This window comes from Terriglobales bacterium, assembly GCA_035624475.1.
In the GTDB taxonomy this organism is placed as follows: domain Bacteria; phylum Acidobacteriota; class Terriglobia; order Terriglobales; family Acidobacteriaceae; genus DASPRL01.
The window spans coordinates 1-4,649 of the sequence record DASPRL010000252.1 but is presented as its reverse complement, the minus strand read 5'-3'; the positions used below and the strand labels follow the sequence as shown (position 1 = coordinate 4,649).

Here is a 4,649-nt window from a genome sequence, read left to right as displayed (position 1 = left end):
ACTGGTGGATGGCCTGGAGGTGGTCGGCAGTGGCCGGCAGCTCCGCCTTGGAGGTGCGCAGGAATTTGTAGTAGCCGCGGTCCACCAGCTTGGCGATCTCGCCGGCAACCAGGTAGCCGGGGCGGGCGAAGAGCCGCACCTCGCCGTCGCCGCCTTTCTCGATGGCGGCGCTCACGTTGAACTTCTTCAGAAACACCCGGCTCTTGGTCCCCGGGGCTTCCAGGATGTCGAAACCGTGGTCGCGCAGCCACACGACCGCGTCTTCGTAGCTTCGGTTGGTTTGGGTTGTGGTTGCCATGGTCCTTCCGTCTTGCGACTTTCCTATTCTCCCTTGCATCTTCCTTTCAGATGCGAAAAGCCGCCGTTAGGCGGCCCGGACATTCCTTTCAGGATGCACTGGTTTGTCCGCAGGTAAAACAATTTTATAGACTAAGCTGGTTATTCCGTCGAGTGGTTCCGCACAAGAAGTTTTCTTTCCAGCAACTTACCGCGGATAACAAGCTTGGTACGCTGATGGCTGCCAGGGCGAAAAACCCGGTGTCGGTGGGCGCGGAGGAAGCGCTGCAGGCGCGGGAATCCGCCTCCCGCCCGCTCGGCCAGGGCCCGCTCGAGCGCATCGGGAACACGCCTCTGCTGCGCCTGCAGCGCGTGACTCGCGACTTGCCCGGCATCGAGATCCTGGCCAAGGTGGAGTGGATGAATCCCGGGGGCTCGGTGAAGGACCGCGCCGCCGCCGCCATTGTGGCCGCGGCCCGGCGCAGCGGCCAGCTCGCGCCCGGCAAGGTCCTGCTCGACTCCACCAGCGGCAACACCGGCATCGCCTACGCTATGATCGGCGCCGCCGAGGGCTTCCCCGTCACCTTGTGCATGCCCTCGAGCGCCTCGGAGGAGCGCAAGCGCATCCTCAAGGCCTACGGCGCCACTATCGTTTACACCGATCCCAGCGAAGGCTCCGACGGCGCCATCCGCAAGGCCCAGGAGATGGCGGCCGCCGATCCCGGCAGGTACTTCTATGCCGACCAGTACTCCAACGAGGCCAACTGGCGCGCCCACTACGAAGGCACCGCCAACGAGATCTGGCGGCAGACCGAGGGCCGCGTCACCCACTGGGTGGCCACGCTGGGCACCAGCGGCACCTTCTGCGGCACGGCGCGCCGCCTGAAAGAGCTGAACCCGGCCATCCAATGCATCTCGCTGCAGCCCGACTCCGCCTTCCACGGCCTGGAGGGCATGAAGCACATGGCCACCGCCATCGTGCCCCGGATCTACGATCCCACGCTGGCCGATGAAGACCTGGGCGTCTGCACCGAGGAGGCCTACCGGCTGGTGCGCCGCCTGGCCCGCGAAGAGGGGCTGCTGGTGGGCGTCTCCAGCGGCGCTGCCGTGGCCGGATGCCTGCAGGCCGCCCGCCGGCTGGTGGAACGGAAGCAGAAGGGCGTGATCGTCACGCTCTTCCCGGACTCAGGAGACAAGTACCTGAGCGAGAGGTTTTGGGAGGAGGAAAAGAAATGAAGAATGAAGAATGGAGAATGCAGAATGTGGCCTCGGTCCGTACTTCGTTTTTCATTCTGCATTCTTCATTTTGCATTCTGCATTGATGTTGAAGATCTCCCAATCCGCTCTCGCTGCGCTGCGCCGCCACGGCGAAGAGACTTATCCGCACGAATGCTGCGGGGTGCTGCTGGGCGCGTTCGAGGGCGGCACGCGCAGCGTGCGCGAGGTGGTGCGCGCCTCGAACACCCGCCTGGACGCGCTGCACAACCGCTACAACATCGACCCCGCCGAGCTGGTGCGCATCCAGCGGCAGGCGCGTGAGCGCGGCTTGGAGATCGTCGGCTTCTATCACTCCCACCCCGACCACCCTGCGCGCTGGTCCGCCACCGACCTGGCCGAGGCCCACTGGGTGGGCTGCTCCTACGTCATCACCGGCGTGGAGCGTGGCAAGGCCGCGGTGACCAACTCCTTTCTCCTGGCCGGCACGGCCGAGGAGGACAAGCACTTCGAGGATGAGGAGGTCAGGGACATTGGGTGACTTGCTGACTTGGCGATTTGGTGATTGCAAGGGCCAGGTGCCAACCGCCAAGTCACCCAATCACCAAGTCACCAAGCCGGCAAGTCACCAAATCAAAAAGCCGTATCCAAAGCCTTTCCTGGAGCATCTGTAAGGAGTCAAGAGCATGAAGATCCTGATCCCAACCCCGCTTCGCCCCTACGTGGAGAAGAAGGACCTGGTGGAGATCGCCGCGCGCACCGTGGGCGAAGGGCTGAGCCAGCTCACCGCCCGCTATCCCGAGCTGCGCCGCCACCTGTACGGCGAGGAAGGCAAGCTGCGCGCCTTCGTCAACCTGTACGTCAACGACGACGATATCCGCTACCTCAAGCAGGAAGCCACGCCCGTCCAGGACGGCGACACCCTCTCCATCGTTCCCTCCATCGCCGGCGGCTGTTGCTGGTATTGTTGTTGCCGCTAGCCGGCCTTTCTTTCTGAACTCCTAACTACTAACTCCTAACTACCATTTGCTCCGGAGCTTTATGAAGGAACCAGCAACCCCTCCCGCGCTCACCAACGAGGAGATCCTGCGCTACTCCCGCCACCTCATCATCCCCGAGGTGGCGATGGAGGGGCAGCTCAAGCTGAAAGCGGCCAAGGTGCTGTGCATCGGGGCCGGCGGCCTGGGCTCGCCGCTGGCCCTCTACCTGGCCGCCGCCGGCGTGGGCACCCTCGGCCTGGTGGACTTCGATGTGGTGGACTTCACCAACCTGCAGCGCCAGGTCCTCCACGGCACCTCCGACGTGGGCCGCAAGAAGCTGGACTCGGCGGAAGAGACCCTGCGCGAGGTCAATCCCTTCGTCGAGGTCCGCAAGTTCGAGACCAAGCTCACCAGCGAGAACGCGCTCCCGATCTTCCGCGACTTCGACATCATCGCCGACGGCACCGACAACTTCCCCACTCGTTACCTGGTGAATGACGCCTGCGTGCTCACCGGCAAGCCCAACGTCTACGCCTCCATCTTCCGCTTCGAGGGCCAAGCCAGCGTCTTCGCGACCCAGGAAGGGCCCTGTTACCGCTGCCTCTATCCCGAGCCACCTCCGCCCGGGCTGGTGCCCTCGTGCGCCGAGGGCGGCGTGCTCGGCATCCTGCCCGGCCTGTTGGGGGTGATCCAGGCCACGGAGACGGTGAAGCTCATCTTGGGCAAGGGCGACGCGCTCATCGGGCGCCTGCTGCTGGTGGACGCGCTGGGCATGCGCTTCCGCGAACTCAAGCTGCGCAAGAACCCCGATTGCCCGGCTTGCGGCCAGCACCCCACCGTAACCAAGCTGATCGACTACCAGGAGTTCTGCGGCATCCGCGGCGAGGAAGCGCCCGTGACCGCGGGCGTCCCTGAGATCACGCCGCTGGAGCTGAAGCGCCGCCTCGACGCCGGCGAAGACCTGTTCATCCTGGACGTGCGCGAGCCCCACGAGTACCAGATCTGCCACCTCCACGGCCACCTCATCCCGCTGGGCGATCTGCCGCAGCGCGTGCACGAACTCGACTCCAGCCGCGAGATCGTGGCCCACTGCCGTTCCGGAGTGCGCAGCGCCAAGGCGGTGGACTTCCTGCGCCAGGCCGGCTTCCGCAAGGTCAAGAACCTGAAGGGCGGCATCCTGGCCTGGAGCGACCAGGTCGATCCCCGCGTGCCCAAGTACTGAGCAGCAAAAAGGGGACGGGAAGACCCGTCCCCTTTGCGGCAGGCCGCGCCGGAGAGTCGTCGCCCTCCCCGGCCCCACCTGCTTACTGCTGGCCCGAGCTGCCTCCCACCTCCGCCAGGCGCAGGGTTTCTTTCTTGCCCTGGGGCCGGATCTCGAGCAGCTCCAGGCCCTTGCCGTCCTGCTTGGTGAGGGTGGCGGTCCGGTCGTTGGTGGAGTCCTGAGCCACGACCGTGGCCGAAGCTGTGGCCGCGACCGCCTTGCCCTGCAGGAAGCTCACTTGCACGTCGGAGCCGCTGCCTTCCCAGGTCACCTTGTACTCGCCGGGGGCTAGGGTCTTGCCGTTCACCATCACCGGGTCGAAGATCTTCACCGTTGCGCTGTTGCTCTTGTCGGCGGCCCAGGCGCCCGCTGCCACCAGCAGGAGGAGGGCTGCCGCCAACGCTTGCACCGTCTTTGCGTACTTCATGGTCTTCTCCTTGTCTCCGTTACTGCCACAGGGTTGTGGGCCGTGGGCGGGAGTCCGGAAGGCCGAAGACCGGCACGGAGGGCTTGCATTCCAGGGGAAAAACCCTAAAATGCCTGCGGGGTCAAACGGACACGCGCCCGCAAGGGCCGTATGTTCCTCGAGATCGTGCTCGCCCTGGCCGCCAAAACCGCGGCGAGACAATCTGTTTAACCCCTTTTTCCTTTTTCTGCCGGCCCGGAGCCGTTCCGGGCACTCGCCCTTTCCTTGCATACGCCGCAGGAGCCGCCGGCGTTCCGGTAGTTCGTCCCTTTTCATGAAAACCCGCGACTCCGCCGCGGGTTGCGCCTCCTGCATTATTGCTATAGACGCCGGTGACGGAGTTTGGATATGGCGGCCCATCCCTGGATTGCGCCGCTTCGTCCCAGCCCGGGGCGGCCCGCCCCGCGCCCGCGTCGCGGGAGCCGGCCTGCTGGTCTCACTGAGCTTGCGC

6 protein-coding genes are annotated in these 4,649 nt (G+C 65.2%); 4 read left to right on the top strand and 2 right to left on the bottom strand.

The window, feature by feature from the left end; translation table 11 throughout:
- On the bottom strand, positions 1-298 hold a 298-nt coding region (locus VEG08_10300; protein ID HXZ28375.1), incomplete at its 3' end, for a hypothetical protein.
- A 215-nt stretch (positions 299-513) separates the two neighbouring features.
- Between VEG08_10300 and VEG08_10295 the strand changes: the two genes are divergently transcribed.
- The 4 genes from VEG08_10295 to moeB all read left to right on the top strand — a co-directional run bounded on the left by VEG08_10295 (position 514) and on the right by moeB (position 3,693).
- A complete protein-coding gene (locus VEG08_10295; protein HXZ28374.1) occupies positions 514-1,512 on the top strand; it encodes a cysteine synthase family protein in 999 nt (332 codons plus the stop codon).
- A gap of 10 nt (positions 1,513-1,522) precedes the next feature.
- Positions 1,523-2,032, top strand: coding sequence for a M67 family metallopeptidase (locus tag VEG08_10290; protein HXZ28373.1), 510 nt, complete (start codon positions 1,523-1,525; stop codon positions 2,030-2,032).
- A gap of 145 nt (positions 2,033-2,177) precedes the next feature.
- Complete coding sequence (locus VEG08_10285; GenBank protein HXZ28372.1) at positions 2,178-2,471, top strand: MoaD/ThiS family protein; 294 nt, start codon at positions 2,178-2,180, stop codon at positions 2,469-2,471.
- 61 nt (positions 2,472-2,532) lie between these two features.
- Positions 2,533-3,693, top strand: a complete 1,161-nt coding sequence (moeB, locus tag VEG08_10280) for a molybdopterin-synthase adenylyltransferase MoeB (GenBank protein ID HXZ28371.1) — start codon at positions 2,533-2,535, stop codon at positions 3,691-3,693.
- 82 nt (positions 3,694-3,775) lie between these two features.
- Here the strand turns inward: moeB and VEG08_10275 are convergent, their stop codons facing one another.
- A complete protein-coding gene (locus tag VEG08_10275; GenBank protein ID HXZ28370.1) occupies positions 3,776-4,159 on the bottom strand; it encodes a hypothetical protein in 384 nt (127 codons plus the stop codon).
- Positions 4,160-4,649 lie beyond the last annotated feature (490 nt).

Bases quoted from the DNA above. Each gene is read 5' to 3' on its own strand.
- VEG08_10290 (HXZ28373.1), top strand. From the start codon at position 1,523: ATGGAGAATGCAGAATGTGGCCTCGGTCCGTACTTCGTTTTTCATTCT.
- VEG08_10285 (HXZ28372.1), top strand. From the start codon at position 2,178: ATGAAGATCCTGATCCCAACCCCGCTTCGCCCCTACGTGGAGAAGAAG.
- VEG08_10295 (HXZ28374.1), top strand. From the start codon at position 514: ATGGCTGCCAGGGCGAAAAACCCGGTGTCGGTGGGCGCGGAGGAAGCG.
- moeB (HXZ28371.1), top strand. From the start codon at position 2,533: ATGAAGGAACCAGCAACCCCTCCCGCGCTCACCAACGAGGAGATCCTG.
- VEG08_10275 (HXZ28370.1), bottom strand. From the start codon at position 4,159: ATGAAGTACGCAAAGACGGTGCAAGCGTTGGCGGCAGCCCTCCTCCTG.